General features: G+C 67.1%; 33 protein-coding genes, 1 tRNA gene and 1 pseudogene. 11 read left to right on the forward strand and 24 right to left on the reverse strand.

Going from position 1 to position 21980, the window contains the following annotated elements; genetic code table 11:
* Position 1: 1 nt before the first annotated feature.
* Positions 2 to 2683: pseudogene (locus tag E6W36_RS01295) on the reverse strand (valine--tRNA ligase).
* A 70-nt stretch (positions 2684 to 2753) separates the two neighbouring features.
* On the opposite strand from E6W36_RS01295, the gene E6W36_RS01300 reads away from it, so the two are divergent.
* Both E6W36_RS01300 and E6W36_RS01305 read left to right on the forward strand, forming a co-directional pair.
* Entirely contained in the window at positions 2754 to 2897 is a 144-nt protein-coding gene (locus E6W36_RS01300; RefSeq protein ID WP_222873511.1) for a VOC family protein, read from the forward strand.
* Positions 2873 to 3148, forward strand: coding sequence for a VOC family protein (locus E6W36_RS01305; RefSeq protein WP_222873512.1), 276 nt, complete (start codon positions 2873 to 2875; stop codon positions 3146 to 3148). Before E6W36_RS01300 ends, E6W36_RS01305 begins: the two co-directional genes overlap by 25 nt.
* A gap of 10 nt (positions 3149 to 3158) precedes the next feature.
* Here E6W36_RS01305 and E6W36_RS01310 read toward each other — a convergent pair whose 3' ends face one another.
* The 4 genes from E6W36_RS01310 to E6W36_RS01325 form a co-directional block, all read right to left on the reverse strand.
* On the reverse strand, positions 3159 to 3506 hold the full coding sequence (locus E6W36_RS01310) for a DUF2497 domain-containing protein (protein ID WP_246047926.1): 348 nt from the start codon (positions 3504 to 3506) through the stop codon (positions 3159 to 3161).
* Positions 3507 to 3895: 389 nt separating this feature from the next.
* A complete protein-coding gene (locus E6W36_RS01315; RefSeq protein WP_222874361.1) occupies positions 3896 to 5050 on the reverse strand; it encodes a TolC family outer membrane protein in 1155 nt (384 codons plus the stop codon).
* On the reverse strand, positions 4984 to 5292 hold the full coding sequence (locus E6W36_RS01320) for a hypothetical protein (RefSeq protein ID WP_222873513.1): 309 nt from the start codon (positions 5290 to 5292) through the stop codon (positions 4984 to 4986). The genes E6W36_RS01315 and E6W36_RS01320 overlap by 67 nt, the downstream gene beginning before the upstream one ends.
* A gap of 49 nt (positions 5293 to 5341) precedes the next feature.
* Positions 5342 to 5950, reverse strand: a complete 609-nt coding sequence (locus E6W36_RS01325; protein ID WP_222873514.1) for a protein-L-isoaspartate O-methyltransferase family protein — start codon at positions 5948 to 5950, stop codon at positions 5342 to 5344.
* Between the two features lie 405 nt (positions 5951 to 6355).
* Here E6W36_RS01325 and E6W36_RS01330 point away from each other — a divergent pair, with 405 nt between their 5' ends.
* Positions 6356 to 6784 (forward strand): DUF6314 family protein, encoded by a 429-nt coding sequence (locus E6W36_RS01330; RefSeq protein WP_222873515.1) that lies wholly within the window; start codon positions 6356 to 6358, stop codon positions 6782 to 6784.
* A gap of 98 nt (positions 6785 to 6882) precedes the next feature.
* Complete coding sequence (locus E6W36_RS01335; RefSeq protein ID WP_246047928.1) at positions 6883 to 7521, forward strand: 2-hydroxychromene-2-carboxylate isomerase; 639 nt, start codon at positions 6883 to 6885, stop codon at positions 7519 to 7521.
* 68 nt (positions 7522 to 7589) lie between these two features.
* Here the strand turns inward: E6W36_RS01335 and E6W36_RS01340 are convergent, their stop codons facing one another.
* The 12 genes from E6W36_RS01340 to E6W36_RS17255 form a co-directional block, all read right to left on the reverse strand.
* Entirely contained in the window at positions 7590 to 7751 is a 162-nt protein-coding gene (locus E6W36_RS01340) for a hypothetical protein (RefSeq protein ID WP_222873516.1), read from the reverse strand.
* 95 nt (positions 7752 to 7846) lie between these two features.
* Positions 7847 to 8059, reverse strand: coding sequence for a cold-shock protein (locus E6W36_RS01345; protein WP_222873517.1), 213 nt, complete (start codon positions 8057 to 8059; stop codon positions 7847 to 7849).
* Positions 8060 to 8444: 385 nt separating this feature from the next.
* Positions 8445 to 8852, reverse strand: coding sequence for a DUF2948 family protein (locus E6W36_RS01350; protein WP_222873518.1), 408 nt, complete (start codon positions 8850 to 8852; stop codon positions 8445 to 8447).
* 147 nt (positions 8853 to 8999) lie between these two features.
* On the reverse strand, positions 9000 to 9773 hold the full coding sequence (locus tag E6W36_RS01355; protein ID WP_222873519.1) for a hypothetical protein: 774 nt from the start codon (positions 9771 to 9773) through the stop codon (positions 9000 to 9002).
* Positions 9770 to 10882, reverse strand: a complete 1113-nt coding sequence (locus E6W36_RS01360; RefSeq protein ID WP_222873520.1) for a hypothetical protein — start codon at positions 10880 to 10882, stop codon at positions 9770 to 9772. Before E6W36_RS01360 ends, E6W36_RS01355 begins: the two co-directional genes overlap by 4 nt.
* Positions 10858 to 11013, reverse strand: coding sequence for a hypothetical protein (locus E6W36_RS01365; RefSeq protein WP_222873521.1), 156 nt, complete (start codon positions 11011 to 11013; stop codon positions 10858 to 10860). Before E6W36_RS01365 ends, E6W36_RS01360 begins: the two co-directional genes overlap by 25 nt.
* On the reverse strand, positions 11010 to 11315 hold the full coding sequence (locus E6W36_RS20110) for a DUF4159 domain-containing protein (RefSeq protein ID WP_222874362.1): 306 nt from the start codon (positions 11313 to 11315) through the stop codon (positions 11010 to 11012). The genes E6W36_RS01365 and E6W36_RS20110 overlap by 4 nt, the downstream gene beginning before the upstream one ends.
* The gene (locus E6W36_RS01375) at positions 11294 to 11908 is read right to left on the reverse strand and encodes a DUF4159 domain-containing protein (RefSeq protein ID WP_222873522.1); all 615 of its coding nucleotides are present in this window, start codon (positions 11906 to 11908) and stop codon (positions 11294 to 11296) included. The genes E6W36_RS20110 and E6W36_RS01375 overlap by 22 nt, the downstream gene beginning before the upstream one ends.
* A 354-nt stretch (positions 11909 to 12262) precedes the next feature.
* Positions 12263 to 12586: a DUF4350 domain-containing protein gene (locus E6W36_RS01380; protein WP_222873523.1), complete on the reverse strand. Its 324-nt coding sequence runs from the start codon at positions 12584 to 12586 to the stop codon at positions 12263 to 12265.
* Entirely contained in the window at positions 12538 to 12942 is a 405-nt protein-coding gene (locus E6W36_RS01385) for a hypothetical protein (RefSeq protein WP_222873524.1), read from the reverse strand. The genes E6W36_RS01380 and E6W36_RS01385 overlap by 49 nt, the downstream gene beginning before the upstream one ends.
* Positions 12939 to 13091 (reverse strand): hypothetical protein, encoded by a 153-nt coding sequence (locus E6W36_RS01390; RefSeq protein WP_222873525.1) that lies wholly within the window; start codon positions 13089 to 13091, stop codon positions 12939 to 12941. Before E6W36_RS01390 ends, E6W36_RS01385 begins: the two co-directional genes overlap by 4 nt.
* Positions 13092 to 13206: 115 nt before the next feature.
* Positions 13207 to 15393 carry an AAA family ATPase gene (locus tag E6W36_RS17255; RefSeq protein ID WP_246047930.1) on the reverse strand — a complete coding sequence of 729 codons (2187 nt, stop codon included), beginning with the start codon at positions 15391 to 15393 and terminating at the stop codon, positions 13207 to 13209.
* Between the two features lie 50 nt (positions 15394 to 15443).
* On the opposite strand from E6W36_RS17255, the gene E6W36_RS01405 reads away from it, so the two are divergent.
* Genes E6W36_RS01405 through E6W36_RS17270 form a run of 5 tightly spaced genes read left to right on the forward strand, consistent with a single transcriptional unit; the run spans position 15444 to position 17228 of the window.
* The gene (locus tag E6W36_RS01405) at positions 15444 to 15842 is read left to right on the forward strand and encodes a DUF1285 domain-containing protein (RefSeq protein ID WP_342776735.1); all 399 of its coding nucleotides are present in this window, start codon (positions 15444 to 15446) and stop codon (positions 15840 to 15842) included.
* Positions 15839 to 16045 carry a DUF1285 family C-terminal domain-containing protein gene (locus E6W36_RS21385; protein WP_342776736.1) on the forward strand — a complete coding sequence of 69 codons (207 nt, stop codon included), beginning with the start codon at positions 15839 to 15841 and terminating at the stop codon, positions 16043 to 16045. Before E6W36_RS01405 ends, E6W36_RS21385 begins: the two co-directional genes overlap by 4 nt.
* Complete coding sequence (locus E6W36_RS17260) at positions 16017 to 16418, forward strand: tRNA nucleotidyltransferase/poly(A) polymerase family protein (RefSeq protein ID WP_246047932.1); 402 nt, start codon at positions 16017 to 16019, stop codon at positions 16416 to 16418. Before E6W36_RS21385 ends, E6W36_RS17260 begins: the two co-directional genes overlap by 29 nt.
* Positions 16419 to 16452: 34 nt before the next feature.
* Positions 16453 to 16752 (forward strand): tRNA nucleotidyltransferase/poly(A) polymerase-related protein, encoded by a 300-nt coding sequence (locus E6W36_RS17265; protein WP_246047934.1) that lies wholly within the window; start codon positions 16453 to 16455, stop codon positions 16750 to 16752.
* Positions 16677 to 17228, forward strand: a complete 552-nt coding sequence (locus tag E6W36_RS17270; RefSeq protein ID WP_246047936.1) for a tRNA nucleotidyltransferase/poly(A) polymerase family protein — start codon at positions 16677 to 16679, stop codon at positions 17226 to 17228. The genes E6W36_RS17265 and E6W36_RS17270 overlap by 76 nt, the downstream gene beginning before the upstream one ends.
* Positions 17229 to 17357: 129 nt before the next feature.
* On the opposite strand, the gene E6W36_RS01415 is transcribed toward E6W36_RS17270, so the two are convergent.
* Positions 17358 to 17642, reverse strand: coding sequence for an alpha/beta hydrolase family protein (locus E6W36_RS01415; protein WP_222873527.1), 285 nt, complete (start codon positions 17640 to 17642; stop codon positions 17358 to 17360).
* Between the two features lie 59 nt (positions 17643 to 17701).
* On the opposite strand from E6W36_RS01415, the gene E6W36_RS01420 reads away from it, so the two are divergent.
* The gene (locus E6W36_RS01420; protein WP_222873528.1) at positions 17702 to 18160 is read left to right on the forward strand and encodes a hypothetical protein; all 459 of its coding nucleotides are present in this window, start codon (positions 17702 to 17704) and stop codon (positions 18158 to 18160) included.
* Here E6W36_RS01420 and E6W36_RS01425 read toward each other — a convergent pair.
* Together E6W36_RS01425 and E6W36_RS01430 are read right to left on the reverse strand one after the other, a co-directional pair.
* The gene (locus E6W36_RS01425) at positions 18133 to 18840 is read right to left on the reverse strand and encodes an alpha/beta hydrolase family protein (protein ID WP_222873529.1); all 708 of its coding nucleotides are present in this window, start codon (positions 18838 to 18840) and stop codon (positions 18133 to 18135) included. The genes E6W36_RS01420 and E6W36_RS01425 overlap by 28 nt on opposite strands.
* The gene (locus tag E6W36_RS01430) at positions 18837 to 19109 is read right to left on the reverse strand and encodes an acyl carrier protein (protein WP_222873530.1); all 273 of its coding nucleotides are present in this window, start codon (positions 19107 to 19109) and stop codon (positions 18837 to 18839) included. Before E6W36_RS01430 ends, E6W36_RS01425 begins: the two co-directional genes overlap by 4 nt.
* Positions 19110 to 19197: 88 nt before the next feature.
* Between E6W36_RS01430 and E6W36_RS01435 the strand changes: the two genes are divergently transcribed.
* Positions 19198 to 19875, forward strand: coding sequence for a hypothetical protein (locus tag E6W36_RS01435; RefSeq protein ID WP_222873531.1), 678 nt, complete (start codon positions 19198 to 19200; stop codon positions 19873 to 19875).
* Between the two features lie 435 nt (positions 19876 to 20310).
* Here the strand turns inward: E6W36_RS01435 and E6W36_RS01440 are convergent, their stop codons facing one another.
* The 4 genes from E6W36_RS01440 to E6W36_RS01455 all read right to left on the reverse strand — a co-directional run bounded on the left by E6W36_RS01440 (position 20311) and on the right by E6W36_RS01455 (position 21965).
* Entirely contained in the window at positions 20311 to 21099 is a 789-nt protein-coding gene (locus tag E6W36_RS01440; protein WP_342776737.1) for an enoyl-CoA hydratase/isomerase family protein, read from the reverse strand.
* Complete coding sequence (locus E6W36_RS01445) at positions 21071 to 21295, reverse strand: enoyl-CoA hydratase/isomerase family protein (RefSeq protein WP_222873533.1); 225 nt, start codon at positions 21293 to 21295, stop codon at positions 21071 to 21073. Before E6W36_RS01445 ends, E6W36_RS01440 begins: the two co-directional genes overlap by 29 nt.
* A 336-nt stretch (positions 21296 to 21631) precedes the next feature.
* A tRNA-Leu gene (locus tag E6W36_RS01450) sits at positions 21632 to 21719 on the reverse strand.
* Between the two features lie 39 nt (positions 21720 to 21758).
* A complete protein-coding gene (locus E6W36_RS01455; protein ID WP_222873534.1) occupies positions 21759 to 21965 on the reverse strand; it encodes a beta/alpha barrel domain-containing protein in 207 nt (68 codons plus the stop codon).
* Between the last annotated feature and the right edge of the window lie 15 nt (positions 21966 to 21980).

The raw sequence follows: 21980 nt of genomic DNA on the forward strand, positions 1-21980 counted from the left end.
ACTAAACCAGACATTCAAGCGCTTGCGCTATCCGCACCGTCTCGGCCTCGGCGGCGGCGAGTTTGGTGCGGTTCTCCTCGATCACCTCCTCCGGCGCCTTGTCGACGAACGCCGGGCTGCCGAGCCGCCCACGGATCGCAGCGGCTTCCGCCTCCAGCTTGTCGCGCCGCTTGGCGAGGCGTGCGCGCTCGGCCGCCAGGTCGATCACATCGCCCAGTTGCAAGCCATAGGTCACCCCTGCACCACGACCTGCAAGGCTCCGGTGGCCGGCGGCGCATCGGCCAGGGCAATGCTCTCCAGTCGGGCCAGGCGCTTGAGCGGTGTCTCGAACACGGCGATCAGATCGGCCGTCGCGGGATCGGCATAGGCAACCAGGCACGGCAGCTGTGCGCCGGGCGGAACGTTGACTTCGGTGCGCGCCGAACGGATGGCGCTGACCACAGCGATCAGCCAGTCGACCTGCCGCCCGGCCTGCGCATCGAGCGTCAGGCCGCCGAGGTCCGGCCAGGCCGCAACCGCCAGATCGCCGACGCGGTCCGGCTTCAGCGCATGCCACAGTTCTTCCGTGATGAACGGCATCAGCGGATGCAGCATCACCAGAATCTGGTCGAGCGCCCAGCCGGCGACGGCCCGCGTCTCGGCCTGTTCGGCTGCATCCTCCCCGGTCAGCACCGGCTTGGCGAGTTCCAGATACCAGTCGCAGAAGCGGTCCCAGACGAAGCTGTAGATGGCAGAGGCCAGATCGTCGAAGCGATAGGCCGCCAGCGCTGCATTCATCCGGTCGAGCGTGGCGGCGACTTCGGCGATCAGCCAGCGGTTGAGCGTCAAGCTGGCGGACGGCGGTTGCATGCTGTCGCAGCCGCCGATGCCATTCATCTGGCAGAACCGCGCGGCGTTCCAGAGTTTGGTGGCGAAGTTGCGGTAGCCCTCGACGCGCTTTTCGCTGAGCTTGATGTCGCGGCCCTGCGTCTCCATCGCCGCCATGGTGAAGCGCAGCGCGTCCGCGCCGTACTTGTCCATGAACTCCAGCGGGTCGATGACGTTGCCCGCCGACTTGGACATCTTCTTGCCCTTGGCATCGCGCACCAGGCCGTGGACATAGACGGTATGGAACGGCGGCTCGCCCATGAATTCCAGGCCCTGCATCATCATGCGCGCGACCCAGAAGAAGATGATGTCGAAGCCGGTGACCAGAACCGAGCCCGGGTAATAGCGCTTCAATGCCTCGGTGTCGTCTGGCCAGCCAAGCGTGCCGAACGGCCACAGGGCGGACGAGAACCAGGTGTCGAGCACGTCCTCGTCGCGCCGCAGATCGATGCCTGAGCCGGCCAGAGTTTGCGCTTCCGCCTCGGTTTCGGCGACAAAGATATTGCCGTCCGCGTCGTACCACGCCGGAATCTGGTGGCCCCACCAGAGCTGGCGCGAGACGCACCAGGGCTGGATGTCGGTCAGCCAGTTGAAATAGGTCTTGTCCCAGTTTTCCGGCACGAACTTCGTGCGGCCATCCTGACTGCCGCCAGCGCGTCCACCGCCAGCTTCTCGGCGTCGACGAACCACTGGTCGGTCAGCATGGGTTCGATGACCACGTTCGAGCGGTCGCCGAACGGCTGCATGATCACCCGGTCCTCGACCTGGCGCAGCAGCCCGAGGGCGTCGATATCCTCGACGATCGCCTTGCGCGCGTCATAGCGGTCCATGCCGCGGTATTTCTCCGGGACCCAGGGGCCGGACATCCGGGCTTCCACATCCATCAGCGGGAAGAAGGGAATGTTGTGGCGCTGGGCGACGACGAAGTCGTTGAAGTCGTGCGCGCCGGTGATCTTCACGGCACCGGAGCCCTTCTCGGGGTCCGGGTAGTCGTCGGCGATGATCGGAATGAGTCTGTCCGCGAGCGGCAGGCGCACATTTTGCCCACCATATGTGTATAGCGCGTGTCGCTGGGGTGTACGGCGACCGCACCGTCGCCGAGCATGGTCTCCGGCCGGGTGGTGGCGATGACGATCTCGCCCGAGCCGTCTTCCAGCGGGTAGGCGAAGTGCCAGAACTTGCCGTTGGTCTCCCGGTTCTCGACCTCGAGGTCGGAGACGGCGGTCTGGAACTTGGGGTCCCAGTTCACCAGCCGTTTGGCGCGGTAGATCAGGCCCTTGCGATACAGTTCGACGAACACCTTGATGACCGCGCGGCTGAAGCCTTCATCCATGGTGAAGCGTTCGCGGGACCAGTCGCAGGAGGCACCAAGCCGCTTCAACTGGCTGATGATGGTGCCGCCAGACTGTTCCTTCCAGGTCCAGACCCGGCTGAGGAACTGGCCACGACCCATATCGCGACGATTGACACCTTCGCTGGCGAGCTGGCGCTCGACGACCATCTGGGTCGCGATGCCCGCATGGTCGGTGCCCGGCTGCCAGAGCACGTCGTAGCCCTTCATGCGATGTACCCGCACCAGGATGTCCTGCAGCGTATTGTTGAGCGCATGCCCCATGTGCAGCGAGCCGGTGACGTTGGGCGGCGGGATCATCACCACGAAGCGCTCGGCGCCTGGTCTGGCGTTGGCACCCGCCAGGAAATAGCCGGCGTCCACCCAGTGCTGGTACCATTTGGCTTCCGTGGCGGCGGGGTTGAAAATTTTATCGAGCATGCAGGTCCATCTGTCGTCAAAAGGTCGCGAAACGGCCGGCACCATGGCAAAGATCGTCACGGGGAAAGGGTTGTCGCACGGTGCGAGGCCGCCTCCATCAGGAGAGGAAACGCGTATGAGCGAGGTGTTCACCACCCACGGCGCGGTTAGCTGGACCGAACTGATGACCACTGACAAGGCCAAGGCGCAGAGCTTCTACCGCGACCTGCTCGGCTGGACGCTTGAGGACCCGGCATGCCCGGCGTGGACTACACGCTGATCAAGGTCAACGGCGCGGCGATCGGCGGCATCATGGCGATGACTCCGGACATGGCCGGCATGCCCACCCACTGGCGGACCTACATTACGGTCGACAATGTCGACGAGCGGGTCGCCAAAGCCACGCAGGCTGGCGGAACCATCGTCCTCCCGCCGACAGATATCCCCGGTGTCGGTCGTTTCGCCATCATCCAGGACCCGACCGGCGGGGTGCTCAGCCTCATCACCTACGCGATGCCGGCGAGCAGCTAAAGCGGCGGGTTCAGCGGCCGCCGCCGCCTGCGATGCGGGAAATCTCGCGCGCGACCATCTGCTCGACAATGTCGGGCAGATTGCGGTCGAGCCATTCCTTGAGCATGGGGCGCAGCATTTCGCGCACCACGCCTTCCAGCGTGTTCTCGGCGCCAGCGTAGTTGCGCATCAGCATGCCGGACAGGGAATTCAGATACTGGTTGGTGGCCGCCAGCGTCTCTTCCGACACCAGCGGCGCTTCGTTCGCAGCCTGAGGCGGCGGCATCATCATCGGTGCGCGCGACGGCTTGGCGCGCTCGGCAAACGTCGTCAGCTCCAGCACTTCGCTGGCGACTTCCGGCTCCGCATCCTCCAGCACCTCGTCGTCTTCCGGCAGATCGTCGAAGGGATCCGGTTGCGGCGTGTCCTGTATCGGGCTGGGCGCAGGTGCCCCTCGCCTTCCTCGGAGATGATCCGGCGGATCGACGCCAGGATCTCTTCCATGCTCGGTTCTTTGGATTCTGCTGCGCTCATGGAGCACCCCTGGCGGTTCGCTTACAGCATCACTATGGCGACTAAACGTTGATCAGGCGTTTACGCCAAAGCAAAGCATTTACCATGATTGGTGCCAGATACCAGCCATTACGGTTGGTAGTAGTGGGTCATTTTGAATAAACCGCTCGTGGTGAGCCTGGCGAACCACGAGCCGCTCAACCCTTCGTCCAGCTCAGGGGAGCGGCAAAATTTCAAAATGACCCACCACCGCCATTACGGTTGTTTCTGCGAATTCCAGCCGAACCAGCGATATTTCACCTTGTTGTAATGCTGCGCCGGATCGTAGCCGTCCACCGTCAAGCCGAGCGACGCCACGCTCAGTTCGCCGGTCGCCGCAAGCAGGCGATAGACCGCCACCACCTCATCGCGCTGCGCGCGCGTCAGGGTCACGCGCGAGTCCAGCAATTCCTGCTCGGCGTCCAGAACGTCAAGTATGGTGCGCGAACCGACCTGCTGCTCCTGGCGCACGCCTTCCAGCGCAATCTCGTTGGCCTCCACGGCGGAACTCGCCGAGCGGATGGTCTCACGCGCGGTGCGCACCGCTTCCCAGGCATTGCGGACATCCTCGGTGACCTGGCGTTCGGCGGACGCAACCTCAAGCATGCGCTGACTGCGGACTTCCTGGGCCCGCCGGACAGCAGAATACTCGGCACCGGACTGATAGAATGGAATGGTGATCTGCACGCCCGCCTGCAGGTTGGTGCCGCGGCGTCCGCCGGTCTGAGCGTCGCCGACCAGCGTGTCGCCTCGCGAGTGCGAGAGGCTGGCGATTCCGTCCAGGCTCGGCAGCACCGCGCCCTTCGCCTGGGAAACCCGGTAGCGCGCCGCCTTCTCGTTGGCGACGGCGGCCGTGATGGTGGGGCTTTTGTCCAGCCCGCGCTCCACAGCCTGATCGACGCTGTTCGGCTGCGGCGGCAGTTCGCTCGGCGGCACAAGCGTTTCCGGTGCCTGCCCAACGACCTGCCGGTAGGCTTCCCGACTCGCGGTCAAGGCGCCTTCGGCCGCCGTGCGATTGCTGACCGCAAGCGCCAGGCGCGCTTCGGACTGGGCAACGTCGGTGCGCGTCAGTTCCCCGACTTCGAAGCGGTCCTTGGCCGCCTGAAGCTGGCGTTGCAGCACCGCGACCTGATTGTCGTTGAGCGAGAGCACGGCGGTATCGCGCACCACATCCATGTAGGCAGTGGCCGTGTTGACCAGCAGCGATATCTCTGCGTTGCGCAGGGTCTCGCGGCCGGCATCCACGGTCGCGTCCGCTGCGCGGATGTTGTTCGTGATGCGATTGCCGCGGAAGACCGGCTGGGTCAGGCGGGCGTTGAAGTTCTGGTCGGTCGAGCCGAATTGCGACGTGCGCGAGCCCTCCGGGAAAATGAAGGTTCTGCGGTTTTCGAACGCTCGAAGGTTGCCCCGCCGGTGATGGTCGGGCGCGTGCCGGCGACGGCGGTCGAGACGTCTTCATCGAGCTGGCGCAGCACGGCGCGCTGTGCGCCCAGATCCGGGCTGGTGTTATACGCCGTCGCAAGCGCATCGTTGAGCGTCACAGCGCCGACGGTCTTGCTCGCGCCCGAAAGCATCAGCGCAATAAGAAGTAAGCGCTTGCCAGAAACAGTCATGTAATTTTCCTCCACGGCCGCCCTCGGCCGATCTTCTAAAACTGAAACGTTACCGGTTTTGCGAGGCCCGGCAGCACCGGGGTGAAAGCATCCATGAACGCATCACAGCCAAAACCCCATCGACGGCGCGCGCCACGACACCTCGGCCGACTCCATCTTGCTTCAGGATGGCCACAACAACGCCGTGGGCTGCAAGCTGCCCGGCCCATGCCTGCGGGAGAAACTCCGTTGCGCCATTGACGACAATCGCGTCGTAGGGCGCAGATGCCGGATACCCGGCCTCCAGCGCACCCTCGACAACAGCGACCGCCGAGTGGCCAGCCGCCGCCAGGGATGCACGAGCGCGTTCAGCCAGCGCCGCATCCTGCTCAAGCCCGGTTACTTTGGCACCCATGGCATCGAGAACAGCGCAGGCGTAGCCTGTCCCCGCCCCGATGACCAGGACCTTGCCACCTGCCTGTATCTCGGCCTCGTTGAGCAGGCGCGCGATCGTCAGAGGCTGAAGCATCACTCGGCCGGCACCAAGCGGCACGTCTTCATCAGCGTAGGCGCTCGCCCGGCGGTCGTCCGGCACGAAATGCTCGCGCGGCACCGCCTTCAGCGCTGCAACCAATGCCGGGTCGTTCACCTTGGTGGTGCGCAGCTGGCTGACAACCATGGCTTCGCGGGCTGAGAGTTGGGTTTGCATCTTCAGGCGACCTCTTTACTTGCGATGGCCGGAGTTTCTGGGTTTTCACCAGAAGCAGGAACTTCTTAAACCTGCGTTAACGACAAAATTACGCCAATTGCCAGTGCTTTTGACACCTGGTGTCTTGCAACAACAACACAGTGTTGAAGGCGACGCGCAAGGTCAAGCCGCGACCGGCCGGATGATCGCAGCCCTAAACCGGTTCGTCGCGACCGTAACGCGCCGGGCGGGTGAAGCGCCCTTTCCCCGGCTGGACTGTAAGGGGCCTAAGGGTCTGGCCGGGCAACGGACGACGCGATACGGTGAGGACCAGAATGACGACAAGACGGAACGCCCCACGATCGAGGCTGCGATCTTCGCACGGTTAGAGGGCGAATGGCGGCTGGAGCGCCGGATGGGGACCTCGGCACGTTCACCGGCGTCGCGGTTTTCAGCCCGTGCGCACCCGATGTCCTGCGCTATCGGGAAGACGGCGTCCTGCTGCAAGAGAACGGCATATCCCTGCCGGGGTACCGCGAATACGATTACCGCCTCGCCCCGGACGGCATCGCGATCCACTTCGCGGACGCTCACAGGCGCGGCGCACTCTATGTGACGCTGCGGTTTTCCGGCTTGGCGGCCGCGTACGAGGCGCAAGCGACGCACCTCTGCGCGCCAGACACATACCGGCACCGGATGACCTGGCATGCCGACGACCGCTTCAGCACCGTCGTGGCGGTTGCAGGTCCGCGCAAATCCTATACCCTTGCCAGCCATTACCGCAGGTCGGCGACGCCATCCGTTTGTCTTGCCGGGATTTCTTGAAGCGATTTCCATGCAGAAGGCGCGCGGCATAATAGGCCTTGCAGGGCCGAAACGCGCGGTGCAGCATCAGCCTGTTGGCGTTTTTCGAACAAGCAGGCATGCATGGCTCTCGTTGCCGATCTCTTTTCAGCTTTCGCAGCCCTTACAGCTACCTCGCTATTGGGCGCTATCGTGCGCTGGCCGAGACGTCGGCTGTCGATATCGCCTTGCGTCCGGTCTATCCGCTTGCGGTGCGCCAGCCGGATTTCTTCGAGCGCAACCACCCGAACTGGCTGCGTTATCTGATCGTCGACGTGCCGCGGGTCGCGCAGTTCCACGGCATTCCGTTCGGCCTGCCACGACCTGACCCGATCGTGCAGGACATTGCGACGCGTGCCATCGCGCCGGAGCAGCCGTACATCCACCGGATCACCCGTCTGGGGCAGGCGGCCGCACGGCATGGCAAGGGCCTCGCCTTTGCCCACGAAGCCGCGCGGTTGATCTGGGGCGGCGCGGAGAATTGGCACATGGGCGATCATCTTGCCGGCGCGGCGCAGCGCGCGGGGCTCGATCTCGCGGAGCTCGATGCACAAGTATATGAAGAAGCCGAGGCGCTCGACGCGGAAATAACGGCGAACCAGCAGGCTCTGGAGCGCGCCGGCCACTGGGGCGTGCCGACGCTCGTATTCGACGCAGAACCCTTCTTCGGCCAGGACCGGATCGAGATGGCCAAATGGCGCATGGAGCAAAGGGACTGACAGCGCGACAAGGCAACACCTGATCGCTGCCACCCGAGGGCCGCATGGATCGATGACTCGACATCGCATCAGATGGGTTGAATGACCGTCTTGGTTTCCCGCTCCAGGCGAGCCTGCTCGGTGCGGTCCTGCCGCTCGGCCATTTCGTCCCACGCGCGGGCCGAACGTAAATTGCGCTCGCGGACATTTTCAAGGTCCGTCGCCTCCGCGTCCGCCGCCGCGCGCGGCATGGGCGCGGTAGGTTTGGGCAAGAGTGCTCAAGTGCAATACCTTTGGTAAGACAAGGCGACGCCGCGATGGACGCCGCCCTGCCGGGTTCGGTCGATCAGGCGGCAGCGACGAGATTGACGGCCGACTTCTTGCCGCGCTTGTCCTGTTCCAGATCGTAGGAAACGCGCTGATTCTGCTGCAGCGTCGTCATGCCTGCGCGTTCAACGGCGCTGATATGCACGAAGGCGTCGCCTTCGCCGTTGTCGGGCGCAATGAAGCCATAGCCCTTCTGCTCGTTGAAGAACTTGACAGTTCCAGTGATGCTCATGAGATTCTCCTTTTCCTTGGGGCGAGCCTACAACCGGATCGCCCGGTGCCGCGGTGCAGACTGAAGGAAAAGGGGCCGCAAAGCTCCAGAAACCGTCGATTTGCGACTTTAGCATCCTTTAAATGGGCTTTACTCCCGGGAATGCAAGGACTGTCGGATTTGAACCGTCCTGGGATTGTCGGCGGCCCCATTACCGCCTGATACTTTTGTAGTGTCTCAGTTTGAAACCTCCCCGCTCGTGGTGAGCTCGGACAGAACCACGAGCCGCTCAACCCTTCGTCCAGCTCAGGGTGAGCGGGGAGGTTTCGAACTGAGACACTACCGATACTTTGCAAGCCTTAGGGTCAGGAGCCATTAACAACGCGGCGTCGCCGGGTTTGATCGGTCAGTCGGCGTGGTCCGGCGTCATGCGCGCCGGCCACGCTGCGCCGATATCCTCCAACAAGACATCCACCGCCTCGACCTGCAAACGCAGCGCCGGGCCGCCGGCGAACGGCAGGGTCAGGCACGCGCCCAGCCCATCGTCCGCCGTGGCGCACTGCACCGCCAGCAGGTCCAGCACCGCGTCCGGCTGCGGCCAGGCGGCGCGCTCAACCTTAAGGACATGATCGATGCGCACAGCGGCACGGACACGCATCGGCTGATTGGGCTGCTCCCAGCAGAAGCGGTTCAGTACCAGGGCAAAACGTCGGCGCGCCCGGTCGAACCCGAGGTCAGCGCTGCGCAGAACAGCATCCTGCAGCAGCGCTGACAGCACCTGCAGATCCTCCGCATCCTGCGCCCATAATTGCATAAGAACCTCCTCGTGTCGTTTTCGAATCTGAAATCCAACCACGCCCGCTATTGGGTGTAACGAATTTCAGATTCGGGACAGAGCCTTTCCGACTGAGATTGAGGCACTTGTGTTAAAGTGCCTCAGGCGAAAGCGACAAGAAAGGCGCTAGCGACGCTCGGTCCACCAGGCAACGCCGGCAGCCAGCGCGACCAGCCCCCAGACGAGCAGCGGCGGCAGCACGGGCGCGCTGTCGACACGGATCAGCGCGCCGGAACGGTTCTCGACCATGCCGATCCAGCCGGCTCCGGCGGTCCGGGCACCCACCGGCACGCGCCGCAGCTGAGGCGTACCGTCTTCCAGCCAGCCGAGCTGCCCGCCGGTCTTCTGCGCGAAGGTACGCAACTGCGCCAGCGCGGCCGGATCGGCGCTCATCTCGGCCGGATTGCCAACCGTCGCCACGGTCGCACGACCGCCTGCGCGCAGCATGTACAAGCCATCGTTCGCAGCAGTCAGGCGTGCGCTGGCCTGATATTCTCCGGAGCGTACCAGCGGCGCGACCTGCCGCCGGTCGTTGGGGCCGAACACTTCTACGCTGGCCGGCGGGCGCAGGCTGGTCGCCTTGACGTCGAGCCAGCCGCCGGCTGCCTCGGCACTGAGGCGCATGTCTTCCAGGTCCGGTTCGCGCATCAGCCAGTGCGCCAGCCGCCGCAGCAGCTCGTCGCGCGGGCCGCCGCCATCGACGCCGCGTGCCCAGCGCCAGACGTCGCCAGACAACAGGGTCGCCACCCGGCCCTTGCCGAACGGTGCCAGCACCAGCAGCGGCCGGCCGGCCTCATCGGTCAGCAACGTATCGCCGCGGCGCGGCTCGGCTTCGGCCAGCGTCTCCCAGCGCCCCCAATCCCGTCCGCCGGGCCAAACATCCTGCAGCCCCTCAGTCACGGGGTGGACTTCCCCGCCTTGGCGACTCGCGGTCGAAACGGCTGGGTCGACAGTCCGCCGGTCAGGCGCACGGGCAGCGCAGGGCCTAGGCTGCTGGCGGCCAGCCCGTCGAGGCGGGCGAGGTCGCTGCCGCCAGTCACCAGCACGGCGCCACCGCGCTCGACGAAATCACGCATCCCGGCGATGTAGTAATCCGGCACCAGGTCGAATTCGTCGAAGCGGTCGAGGATGATCAGATCGAACTGCGGCAGCCGTTCTTCGAACAATTGCTCGACCGGAAACGGGATCAAGGCCATCTCGCGCGCCGGGGTCGGGTCGAGCGAGGTTGGAAAGCGCAGGATCGTGAAGTGCACCAGCGTGATGTTGGGGTCGGACTTCAGCATGTCGCGCCAGAGCCGCCCGGACAGGCCTGGCGCGCCGGAGACCAGCAGCACATTCAGCCGGTCGCGCATGCCGGTGATGCTGGCCAGCGCCTGGTTGTTGGCGGTGACGATTTCCTGCCCGACCGGCGGTACGCTGAACACCACGAGGTTGGTGCCGCGCTGGAGCACGGGCACGCTTAGCGTCTGCGGCTGCCCGATAATCGCCTCGACTGTTCCGGTCTTGCCGTCCTGCCGCCGCCAGTCCACGCGCACGGCCTGGCCCGGTGCGCCACCCTCGACCGTGAACCGGACCGGCACGACCCGGCCGACCGGCGCATAGACCGCCGCCTGTTCAACCCGCACCCGCAAATCCGGGCGATCGCGCTTCCCCGTGACCAGTATATGGACGGGCCGTTTCGGCAGGTTGAGGCCGGCAAGCGTTGCGGCATCCGCGATCCGGCCATCGGTCAGCACCACAGCGCCCGCCAGCCGGGTTGGATCGACGCCGGCCAGCGCGCGCTGCAACACGGGTGCAAGTTCAGTCCCGGCCCTTGGCGCATTGCGCAAGGTCAGGGTGCGCCATCCCAGCCCAGGTGCTGCTTTCTCCAGCACCGCACGGGCGGCGGCGGCCTGCGCCCGCCCCTGCTCCAGCGCCATGCTGGCGCTATCGTCGACCAGCAGTACGCCGATATCAGCGCGTGGGGCGCGTTCCTCGATCGTCGTCATCGGCTGCAGCAGCGCCAGCATGAGCGCCAGCGCCAGCCCGATCCGCGCGACTCCTGCGGCCAAAACCGTGTCCGCAGCGCCGGCAGCACCAGCAGCAGGACGCCCGCCGCGATCAGCCAGAGCGGCGCGACAGGGGCAAGCGAGAGGCTCACCGGGTGCGCTCCAGACGGTCGAGCAGCGCCTTCACGTGCGCCTGATCGGCCTTGTAGGTGCCGGTCAAGGCATAGACCACCAGGTTGATGCCGGTGCGCAACGCCAGCTCATTGTCGCCGGATGCCCAGGCGCGGGCGAAATCGCCGGCCCCGATGACAACGCCCGTGGTCGCGCCGCTATCGCCCTTGGTGCCCGTCTCGACCCAGAGCGTCGTCGGCCCGTCCGCGCCGCGCACCTCGCGCAGCAGGTAGAAGGTGCGCGCCAGTACATGCTTCTCTGTCAGCGGCTCGAGCGGCGGCAGCTAAGCGCCGCCAGCCGGCTGCGCAGGCCGCCCTGTGTCACGCTGCTGTCGACGACATCGAACAACACCAGGCCGCCTTCCTCGAGGTAGCGCCGCACACGGTCGGCGATCTGCGGCGTCAGCGGCGGGCCAGCGACGGCAATCGGCCAGTAGATCATGGCGTAGGCACCAAGCGCATCCCGTGCGGGGTCGACCGCAGTCGGTACCGCCGGCTGCACGGCCGTGCGCGTCGCCAGCGCATTGGCGAGCTGCTGCAGACCCGCCTTGCTGGCCGCGTCGCGCCCTGCCGTGCGCACCCAGCCGATCTGCACCAGCTCCGACGGCGAACGCGCCCGCGGTGGCGGCGCGTCGAACCCGAAGAACTGGGCGCGGGCGGGCAGCGGCACGAGCAGCACCAGCAAGGCCGCAAGCACCGGTCGGCGCCAGCCGACGCCAAGCAGGAGCAAGGCATCGAGCACGAGCAGCAGCAGCCCGCCGAGCAGCAGTGGCGGGGCCAGCGCAAGCTGCCGCCCTTCCGGTTGAGCCTGCGGAATGCTCGCCTCCAGCGGCTTGAAGCGGAAAAATGGCGTAACAATGCCGCCCTGCCCTGCCATGTTGCGTGCAACGCTCGCGCCGCCGGCCCGGTATAGCCCGGGCGGCGCGGCGGGCCGATCGGCGTGTCATCCGCGATGACGGACGGGCTCGCAGGCGCGATCAGGTCGCCGCGCGCGTCCAGCGCCTGGTCGAGAGTCCATGGCGCGCCATCAGGCGCGGCGCGGGCGCTGCGGTTGCGCGCCAGCGGCATCAGCCGCTTCAGCATCGCTTCATACTGGCCGGAGAGCGGCAGGCTGGTCCACTCAGGTCCTGCGGTGGTGTGCACAAGCACCAACAGCCCGGCGCCAAGCGGCTTTGCGCTCACCAGCGGCGTTTCGTCGGCCAGCCAGGCCCAGCGTTCGGCGGCAGCGGGGTCAAGCGGCAGCACCTGCTGCGCAACCGTGACCTCGGCGCGGGTCGGGAGTCGCGCGAACGGTCCGTCTTGCGCAAACCCGCCGACGGGCTGCGGCGACCCCAGGACAGCCGCCCCCGAGGTTGCGTGCACCGCGGCGCAGCGGCGCCGGCGCGAGGGCGGTGCCGTTCTCGGCGATGCGTGGCCCGGCGAAAGTGATCGCCACGCCGCCCTTGCGCACCCAGGCCAGAAGCGCATCCGACTGCGCGCCCGGCGTAAGCGGGGCATCGTCGAGGATCAGGATACTGGCGTCGTCCGGCGGCAGGCGGTCCAGCCCGCGCTCCACCAGATCGGCGTAGGGCTCCAGCGCGCGGCGCAAATAGTAAAGACCGGATTGCAGGGTGCGCGCGCCCGACGCCTCGCCCACCAGCACGACGCGGGGCGGGTGGAGCCTGCGTCGATCAGGCTGACTCCAGCCGCCATTGCCTGCCCGCGCACGCGCAGACGGGACACCTTGGCAGCGAGCGCCGGCGGCACGGCGATCGTCATGGTCAACACGGACTCACCAGCAGGGAACGCCTCGCTGTTCTCGCCGACCACATCGCCTGCCGCATCGAGCGCCTCCAGCACGACATCGCGCGCCTCCAGCGCCTGCGGTCGCACCAGTTGCACCTGCCAGCCGCCCGCGACCGGCTGCATCATGCGGATAACGACCGGGGCATGCGGCGGCCGCTGGATCGCCAGCCCCGTGTGGGCAAGGCCTTGATCAGAGGATCGAGCGCCGGGCCATCCAGCCCGTCGGTCAGCAGCAGGGTCTGGTCTGGCGGCGCAAGCCCCGCCAGCAGCCGCACCGCCGCGAGTCCATCCGCGCGCCAGGGTGCGCGTCCGCCGCCTCGATCACGCGCGCGGCGACCGCCAGCGAAGCGTAGCGCGGCGGGACAGCGCCGGCATGGGGTGCAAGGGTCATCACCGCGACCTGCGCTTCAGGAGGCAAGGCCTGCAGCCGGCGCAGCGCTGCCGTGCGCAGTTGTTCCCACACGCCCGCAGAAGTCCAGCCATTGTCCAGCACCAGGAGAAGCCGGCCCGGCGGGGTGGCGGGTCCGGCCGCCAACTCGGGCCAGCCAGACCCAGCAGCAGCAACAGCAGCGCACCCAGCCGCAACAGCAGCAGCCACCAGGGCGGCGTGCGCGCTGGCGGCGGAGCCTGACGCGCATCGCCCAGCAGCGCCAGAGGGGAAACATCACGCTTGGGCGCACGGGCGGACGCCGCCGGATCAACCACCACAGCGCCGGCAGGCTGGCAAGCCCGGCGAGCGCCCACGGTGACGCCAGCACCAGCGGCCCGAGCGTCATCATGCCAGCGGCTCCAGCGCAGCGACACTGGCGGCAAGCGCTTCAGCGAGCGGGGCATCGGTTCGCGCTGTAACAAGGGTCCAACCGGCCCCGCGGCACGCGCCGCCAGCGCCGTGCCATGCGCAGCCCAGCGCTGGAGATAGTCCATCCGCAGCGCCGCCGCATCGTCGAGCCGGCGCGGCGCATCAGCAGCCTCAGGGTCGATCAGGTCCAGCGCACCCTCGAACGGAAATTCAGCCTCGGCGGGGTCGACCACACGCACCAGAAGACCGCCGCCCTGGGGCAAGTCCGGCAGCGCCAGGAAATCACCGACCAGCACCGGCGTCACACCGCGAGCCGGGGTCACCGTCGCCGGCGCGCCATCCCGGCCCAGCGCCTCGAACACGCGCATCGGCGCATCCGTACGTCCGCCCGCCACCAGCCCGACTCGCTCGCCGCGCCCGCGCGCCAGCACGATCAGCGCCGCCGCAAGCGTCAGCGCCGCCTGCGCCTTGGTGGGCAGTTCAGGGCTGCTGGTGTACGCCATCGAGGCGCTGCCATCGACCCAGAACAGCATGCGCCCGGGTGCCAGATGTTCATGGGTGCGCACATAAAGCGCATCCGACCGGCCGGAGCGTCGCCAGTCGATCCGCTCGACCGGCTCACCGGCCTCAAGGGGCCGGAACTGCCAGAAATCCTGCCCGACACCGGCCCGGCGCATGCGTCGCTCGCCGGCAAGCGCATGCGTCGGCGCGGGCGCACGCGCCAGCCACGGCTGCGGCGCTGCCTGCGCCAGGGCCGCGCCCGTCAGCCAGCAGGTTGTGCGGTCGTCAGGCGTCAAGACGGGCGACCAGAGCCTTGATGACGCCGTCCACGCTCTCGCCCGCGCGCGTGCAGCGTAGGACAATTGAATGCGATGCTTGAGGGCCGCTGGGGCAACCGCGATCAGATCGTCGAGCAGCGGCGTGGTCCGCCCGGCCAGCAGCGCCCGCGCCCGCGCGCCCAGCAGCAGCGCCTGTCCGGCGCGTGGCCCCGGACCCCAGTCCAGCCCTTCGCCGAGCGCGCCACCGGGGCGCGCGGCCCGCACCATATCAAGCGCGGCGTCGACAAGATGGTTGGCGATCGGCATCGCGCGCACCAGCGCCTGTGCCTGCGCCAGGTCGGCGGCGGTCATCGCCGGCTCTGGCGATGCGTCTACAGCGCTGGTCGTCATCAGCAGCATCGCGCGCTCGGCGTCACGGCTGGGATACGGCACATCGATCTGGAACAGGAAGCGGTCCAGTTGCGCCTCCGGCAGCGGATAAGTGCCTTCCTGCTCCAGCGGGTTCTGGGTTGCCAGCACATGGAACGGGGCAGGCAGCGCATGGCTGTGGCCCGCGACCGTCACCTGCCCTTCCTGCATCGCCTCCAGCAGCGCGGACTGGGTGCGTGGCGAGGCGCGGTTGATTTCGTCCGCCATCAGCAGCTGGCCGAACACCGGCCCGGCGATGAAGCGGAACGCACGGCTGCCATCGGTCGCCGTCTCCAGCACTTCGCTGCCGAGGATGTCGGCGGGCAGCAGGTCCGGCGTGAACTGGATGCGCCGGGCGTCCAAGCCCAGCACAGCACCCAGCGCCTTGACCAGACGGGTCTTCGCCAGCCCCGGCAGGCCGACCAGCAGCCCGTGCCCGCCGCACAGCAGGGTGACCAGGGTCAGCTCGATAACCGCATCCTGCCCGAGCACGACCCTTGCGAGCGCGTCCCGCGCCCGATTGAGCATATCGGCCAGATGGGTGAAGCGGGCGTCTGTTGCGTCCTCGCTGTGCGGAATATGATGCAGCACGCGCGGGTCCTGTCTTGGTGATCGGGCGTTGTGTCTCATATACACGGTGCATGAGCATCGACCAGCCTGCAACCGTCAGTGCGACTATCGGGCAAGACCGGTCGCTGGAGGCGCTCGCGCGCACTGTAGCCGCCGCACGCCCTGTCGAAGCCTGGAATCCGCCCGATTGCGGCGACATCGACATCCGCATCAGGGCGGATGGCGTCTGGGAGCATCTGGGCCGCCCGATCCTGCGCCCGGCCCTTGTCGAACTGTTCGCCAGCATCCTGCGCCGGGAGCCGGACGGACGCTACTGCCTGGTGACGCCAGTCGAGAAAATGGGCATCCGGGTCGACGATCTGCCGTTTCTCGCCGTGGAACTGGCGCAAGAGGGTGAGGCGCGGGATACCGTGCTTTCGTTCCGCCTTGGCAGCGGCGGCTGGGTGACGGCGGACGCGGACCACCCTTGACCTTCGAGTCCGATCCTGCGACCGGTGCACCGCGACCGGCGCTGCTGGTGCGGCGCGGCCTGTGGGCGCGCCTCAGCCGCCCGGTGTTTTACGAACTGGCGACCCTTGCGCTCGAGGCGCTGCCGCCCGGAGAAAGCACGCTCGAGGTCTGGAGTGCAGGACATCGCTTTCCGCTTGGCGCAATTGACGACAGCGCAGTCTGAAGCCGCCGCGCAGGTCTATGCGGCGCTGGATGTCGCGGGCGGACGCACCCGTCTGGTCGGCGGCTGCGTGCGCGATGCCCTGCTTGGCCATCCCTGCGCCGACCTCGATCTCGCCACCCAGTTGCTGCCGGATCAGGTGATCGCGCGGATCGCGGCGGCCGGCCTCAAAGCCGTGCCGACCGGGCTCGCGCACGGCACCGTAACCGTGGTCGCCGCCAGGCGGCCCTTCGAAGTGACCACCCTGCGCGAGGACGTGGCGACCAACGGCCGGCACGCGACCGTCGCCTTCACGCAGGACTGGGCGCGAGACGCGATGCGCCGCGATTTCACCATCAACGCGCTGTCGGCCAACCCGTTGACCGGCCCTCTATGACTACACGGGCGGGCAGGCGGACCTTGCGGCCGGCGTGGTGCGTTTCATCGGCGATCCGGCCACCCGCATCGCCGAGGACCATTTGCGCATCCTGCGCTTCTTCCGCTTCTCGGCCCGCTATGCCGCGGGCCTGCACGCCGAGAGCCTGGCCGCCTGCATCGCCGCCCGGCGCACCCTGCAGGCGCTCTCCCGCGAGCGCATCCGCGATGAGCTGCTGAAGCTGCTGGTCACACCCAGGTTCTGCCGACGCTTGCGGTCATGTTCACGCATGAGATTCTGGTGCCGGTGCTGCCGGAACTGCTGCCGGAGCATCAAGTCCGGCTTGCCCGCCTGATCGCACTGGAGCCGGTGCCCGACCCGCTGCGCCGGTTCGCCTGCCTGCTGCCGGACTCAGCACTTGAACCGGTGGCAAAGCGGTTGCATCTCTCCCGCGCCGACCAGACGCGGATGGCCGCCATGGCCGGGGCGGAGCACATCGCCGCACCAGCGCTCGCCACCCTTGATGATCCGGCCGCGCTGCGTCGCTGGGCCTATGACCAGCCGGACCACACGGCCATCGACCGCCTGCTGCGCGCCGCCGCCGCTCTGGACGATCCGCCCATGCTTACGCCAGCACTGGCGGCCCTGAGCCAGTGGACGCGGCCGAAGCTGCCACTGCGCGGCGCCGATCTGATCGCCCGCGGCCTGACGCCCGGCCCCAGGTCAGCCGTGCGCTGCAGGCAGTTCAGGCCGCCTGGGTCGCAGCCGACTTCCCGACCGAACCACACACGCTCGACGCCCTCGCGCACGCTGCAATCGCGCCGTTCCTAGTGTCCCATATCTGAAATCCGTTACACCCAATATCAGGCGCGGTTGGATTTCAGATTCGAGAAGGACACGAGAATAGGCAGGGTTCGCCCCACGCGCATCCGGCTGCACCCGCTACTTCGGGGTCGCACCCTACTCGCGCGCCTGCAGCCAGCCGAGAATACAGCGCAGCAGGGCGTCTTCGTTGCCCTCTAGGCCGAAGCTATGGTCTGCGACGGGCACGCGCAGCAGTGTGAGGTCCGGGAGCTTGGGCAGCACGGACTCGAAGGCGCGCGCCGTCCAGTCCTTGTCCGACAGCACGACCGCTGTGCGCCCCGCAACTGCCCGAAGCTGTGCCAGCAAGGCCTGGGTTTCCGCAGAGACCGCCTGCGGGGCCGGCTGCACCATCGCACGGGCGCGCTCAAGAAGCTGCCCCATCGTGAACTCGCCGCGCAGTACACGGCTGAGCGCCCGGGGCTCGCGGCCCGCCGGCGGTAATGATCGGCAGCGGCCCGGGTGCTGTCCTCAGCCTCCGGCGTCCAGGGGTTGAGCAGAATATAGCCGTCGAACGCCAGGTCATGCGCCAGCAGGAGCGCGGCTGCGCCGTCGCACAGCCCGAGGCCGACGATGGCCCGCAGGTGCGGCTGCGCCGTGCGGAACGCCGCAAGCGCTGCCGTGATGTCCGGCGCGCTGCCGCGAAAGCCGGGGTCCAGGCCCGCGCTGTCGCCCACGCCGCGCCGGTCGAAGCGCAGAACCGGATAGCCGGCCGCCGCCAACAGCGTTCCGATCGCCCGGAAGCCCCGGTGTGCGCCAAAGCGCGTCTGCACGCCGCCCGGCACGATCAGCACCCCGGTGTCGCCCTCGGCCGGGTGCAGGCTGAGCGCGATCGCATCGCCTTCACAGGGCACGAACCAGTGGCGGACTGCACTCATGCCAGCACCAGATCGGCAATCTGAAGTGCCGCCGCACCCGGCTCGGGCGGCTCCGCAAGCTGCCAGTACACCGGGGCGTCGATCCCGCCGATGCCGGACCCAAGCCGGTAGACCGCCGCGCCGGCATAGTCGGTGCCCGGCCAGCGCGCCGCCGCGATTTCCTGTGCAAGTTCGGCGGGCACCCGCGCGCCGGCCAGCAGCAGCGGGCGGCCGGCAGCGATCTCGCCCTCGAGGTCGGCAACGCTCACTTCGGGTCCGATTTCCCGGGACGCCAGCGCACGCACGCGCAGCCAGTGCCGCAGGTGGGTATCGCCGCGATCGACAGGTGCCAGCGCGACATGGCGTTCGACAGGCACCCGAACCGCCGCCTGTGCTGCGACCAGCGCACCGAGACGGATGCTGAACAGGCGCACCGGCGGTTCCTGCCGCGCGATCAGCCCGGCAAGCGCCTCGACCCAGGTTTGCCAGCGGACCTGCATCAGCGCGTGCGGACTCTCGCCGCAGCCAGGCAGGTCCGGCAGCAGGCAGGACCAGCCGCGCGCCGCAAGCGCCGTCCCGACCATATTGAACAGCCGGCGGGTGCGGTTGGCTTCTTCCAGGAACGGTTGCACGCAGATCACGACGCCACGAGGCGCCGCCGGGCGGTGCGCCACGCACGGCACAGCGCAGCCGGCAACCTCGACGCTGACGATCTCTCGGGTCACGCCGTCTTGCGGGCGACGAGGGCGGCAAGGTCGCCCAAGGTCTCGAATGTCTCGGCGCTGACGTCGTCGTCGTCGATCAGGATGCCGAAGCGCTCCTCGAGTGCGGTCAGCACGGTTGCGACCGCCATCGAATCGAGTTCCGGCAAAGCGCCCAGCAGCGGCGAGGCGGCCGTGAGCATCGCCCCGCGCGCGCCAAGCCCCAGTGTCTCGGTCAGGAGTTCGCGCACCTGTGCAACGGGCGCTGCGGGGTTTGCCGCCGTCTCGGCCATGACCTGCGATCCTTTGTGTTCTTTTGCGTGACGCGAGGCTTATAAGGACTTGTCGGCGCAAGGCAAAGCCGACAGCTTGGCCGCCCTTATGACAGCCCGCCTCAACCCCGACCTCCTGCACCGCCCGGGGCTCGCCGCTTACCGGTTGAGCCGCGCGCTCGCGCTCAGCCGGATTGGCAGCTGGCACAGTTATGCCGTGATTGCGACGCCGCGCGCGGGCATGCCGGCGATGCCAAAGGGGTACAGCTACCGGATTGCGGCCCATATGGGCGAATTCGAAGCGGTGGCTGGCGTCGCGGGCGTGGACCTGGCGGTGGCGCAGCGCCGGCTGGACGATGGCTGCGTCTGCCTGATCGCCAGTCGCGGTGCAGCCCCGGTTGGCGTGACCTGGATTTCGCTGAAGCCGGTCCGCGAGGACGAAATCGCCGCCCTCTACGATTGCGGCGGCCGCGCCGCCTGGGACCTGGGGTTGCACATCGCGCCGGAACACCGGGCCAGCCGCGCCTTCGCCGCGCTCTGGGCCGCAACCGGCGATTGGCTGGACATGCACGGGCTGGCCTGGTCGCTGAGCCGGATCGCGCTCTACAACGCAGCGTCCCTGCGCGCGCATGCCCGACTGGACGCGCAACTGGTCGGCCGGGTGCAGGCCTTGCAGATCGGGCGGCTGCAATGGCTGCGCGCGACGATCGGTGGGCAAACGACCCTGCACCTCAGTGGCATCGCCCGCCCGCCAAAGCTTGCTTTGGCGGCGGCGATCATGGTCTAATCTCTTGAAAAGAGCCTGATTCACGCCCTCGGTTGAAGCACATATGCTTCAACCTCAACCGATCAGGCTCTAGCAGGCTGCTGAAAAGTGGAAAAATACAGACTCATCTCGTCATTCCGGCGAAGGCCGGAATCCATGGGAGCATACATATGCAACGAATATAAGGCGTTAGCCATGGACCCCGGCCTGCGCCGGGGTGACGACTGTGAGTATGCAGTGCGGGAAATCACTTTTCAGCGGCCTGCTAGGAGACCTGTGCGCGGAAGAAAAATCCTCCCCTTAGGGGAGGTGTCCGTCTGAAAGACGGACGGTGGGGTGAAAATCCCCAAAATGCCAGCTATCCGCCGCCCCTCCACCACCCCAGGGCCTTAAGGCCCTCACTCGGTGTAGACCCTTCCGCCGATGGGGAGGAAGCATCATTCGCGCACAAGTCTCCTAACGGAAGAAACGATCGACTTCACCAGGCGGCTGCCAGCGCGGGTTGCGATCCTTGTCGACCAGCAACGCGCGCACGCCTTCCAGAAAGTCGCCGTGTTCCAGCATCCGGCAGGCAAGACGGTAATCCTGCAGGATCGCCAGCTCAAACGGCATGGCGAGCGTTTCGTGCAGGTGGCGCAGGGTTACCGCCAGCGCAGTCGGCGACGCGGTGGACAAGGCGGCGCGCGCAGCCTCGGCCCACGGCGCGTCATGCGTCTCCAGGGCCTGCGTGATCGTCTCCAGGTCGGCGCTGCAAAACAGCCGGGCAATATCAGCCGCCTGCTCTGCGACGGGTGATTCGCCCGGATCGACATGATGTTTGCGCAGAACGGTCTCGACCGCATCGGCCGCCGTTACAGCCAGCAGTTCGCTGAAAAGTGCGTTCTGGTTCGGGCAGTGGTGCGTTGCGACCCCGGCCCAGAAGCAATCCGCGGCGCCGAGCCGCGCGCCGGTCAGTGCCAGCCAGGCGCCGAGGCCTGGCTGCAGCCGCGCCAACTGCCAGCTCACGCCGACATCGGGGAAGAACCCGATCCCTGTCTCCGGCATCGCCCAGAGCGTCTTCGGCCCGGCAACCCGATAGCGGCCATGCCAGGACACCCCGACGCCACCGCCCATGCAGATGCCGTCGATCAGCGCGACATAGGGCTTGGGGAAATTGAACAGCCGCCTGTTCATCGCATACTCGTCGGCGAAAAACCGACGCGCCTCGCTCATGTCTTCAAGGGCCTGCGCCCGCACCGCCCGCACGTCGCCGCCCGCGCAAAGGCCTTGTCCCCGCCCCGTGCGCCACGACGCCGATCACGCTCGGATCGTCCGCCCAGGCCGTGAGCGCCTCGTCAAGCGCCACGCACATCTGCCTGGTCAACGCGTTCAGGGCGGCGGGGCGATTGAACGTCGCAACACCCCAACCGCCCCGCCGTTCCAGCACAATATCGTCCTGCATGAAAGCCCCTTCCAGCACCGGTCACAACAATAAACGCATGACCTCGTGTCGTGGAATCGAAGTTCGCTACACTGTGATATCGGGCGACCAAGCGAACTTCGATTCTGAAAACGACACGAGAAACAATATCTTGCTCGTGTCCTTCTCGAATCTGAAATCCAACCGCGCCTGATATTGGGTGTAACGGATTTCAGATTCAGGACACTCGAGTTTCATGAGGTTTTAGGCCTCCATGCAAGGCTCGATTGCGCAAGTATCTTCGATTCCTGTCAAATCATCGGAAATCAACCATAGAGAGTGCAAATCCAGCGATGGACTGCACAATCACTCGAGCTTTGGTGCGGGCGGCCGGGCTCGAACCGGCACGTCCTTGAGGGACTCGAGATTTTAAGTCTCGTGCGTCTACCGATTTCGCCACGCCCGCATCGTGAAAGTCCGCGCATACGCAGGTGCGGTGCGTGGTTCAAGCGTCCTCTTCGATGAGAAAGGTCCGCGCCAGCTCCGTAAGCGCCGCCATGGCGGCCTGATAAGGCCCCGGCGCCTGGCTGATGCGCGCGACGCCCAGCGACTTCAGCGTCCAGACCGGCGGGTTCTGCAGGAACACGTCGGTACGTGCGTTGATGAAGAGATCGGCCCCTGCCCCGCGCCGGGCAGCGCTCAGACTCGCCACCGCCGCGAGGCGAGT

Source organism: Hankyongella ginsenosidimutans (assembly GCF_005144965.1).
Taxonomy (GTDB): Bacteria; Pseudomonadota; Alphaproteobacteria; order Sphingomonadales; family Sphingomonadaceae; genus Hankyongella; species Hankyongella ginsenosidimutans.